Below are 968 nucleotides of genomic sequence, written 5' to 3'. Positions count from 1 at the left end.
CAGAGAATAGCGCAAGGCTTGATTGTCCTTCAGTGAACGCCCGGAAGATGCCCTGCAGGGTCATATTGCCGATCACGATATTGGGGTCTGGCAACGGGTCAGGGACGTAATCCGCCTTTGCCTTTTTGGCGTCGGCGATGTCCTTTTCCCTTGCCGCGTGTTCGCGAGCCAGCAGTTCCCTGTATTCGTGGACACCTCTTGCCGCATAGCGGTCCACAGTGGACTTACGTTCGCCTGATGCAGCAACGGTCAGGATGCAAAGGGACAGGGGGCGTCTCTGGCGCTGGGCAAACTCCACATCAAAATGGTTCTGTACCGAGAAGGAAGCGACAGACAGGACTGACGCCGCTGCAAGAGCCGGCGGGCATTTCGTACCGTTGGCTATGTCTCTTGCTGCGCGCTGCATCATCGGTGGAAAGGCTTCCAGAGGGAATGCGGCGGGCTTCCCTTCGTCCACATCGAGCGGCTCGGGATCGGGCCACGCACTAGAAGCAGCGCCATCGTTATCAAAGCCATTTCTGTGTCCGGATTGCGCATACTTGCGCTCCAGGTCAGCAGCGGCAGATTTCCGATAGGCATCAATCATCGTCGCCCTCTCTCCGCTTTTGCGCAAAGCACATGCGTTCCTCCGGGGACGCGCCGATAAGCCCGAGCTCGTCGTCATCGACAAGCGCGACCAATTGGAGGCTGATCGCTTTCAGGGAAGTTCGAAGCCGGTTCGGAAAAGCCGGATTCTGGCGAAGTTCAAACAACAGGCCGATAGGAGGGCCAAACCATTCGCGGAGTCCGAAATATCCAGGTGGGTATTTACTCATGATCCGCCCCCACGTTCAGCCCTGCATGCTCTGCGATGAGAAGGGCAAGGGACGGTGAGCGCACGCCAAGGCGCTGCACATGGCGGACCGCTGCAAGGCGGGGTGTTTGAGATTGCATTTCTGCCCAGTGAAACAGGCTGAGCTGGCGTTGCA

Annotated in this window: 2 protein-coding genes; both read right to left on the bottom strand. The window is 58.3% G+C overall.

Translation table 11 applies throughout. From position 1 onward, the window contains the following. A partial coding sequence (locus HY26_RS02265) for a DUF3987 domain-containing protein (protein ID WP_158531396.1) occupies nucleotides 1-586 on the bottom strand: 586 nt, incomplete at its 3' end. Then, nucleotides 579-815, bottom strand: a complete 237-nt coding sequence (locus tag HY26_RS18940; protein WP_112072849.1) for a hypothetical protein — start codon at nucleotides 813-815, stop codon at nucleotides 579-581. The genes HY26_RS18940 and HY26_RS02265, both read right to left, overlap by 8 nt. Nucleotides 816-968: the final 153 nt, after the last annotated feature.

The organism is Hyphomonas sp. GM-8P, assembly GCF_003263315.1.
In the GTDB taxonomy this organism is placed as follows: domain Bacteria; phylum Pseudomonadota; class Alphaproteobacteria; order Caulobacterales; family Hyphomonadaceae; genus Hyphomonas.
This window is presented reverse-complemented; position numbering and strand designations above follow the sequence as displayed.

What these genes read in the sequence shown, in the direction of transcription:
- HY26_RS18940 (WP_112072849.1), bottom strand. Translation starts at nt 815, where the DNA reads ATGAGTAAATACCCACCTGGATATTTCGGACTCCGCGAATGGTTTGGC.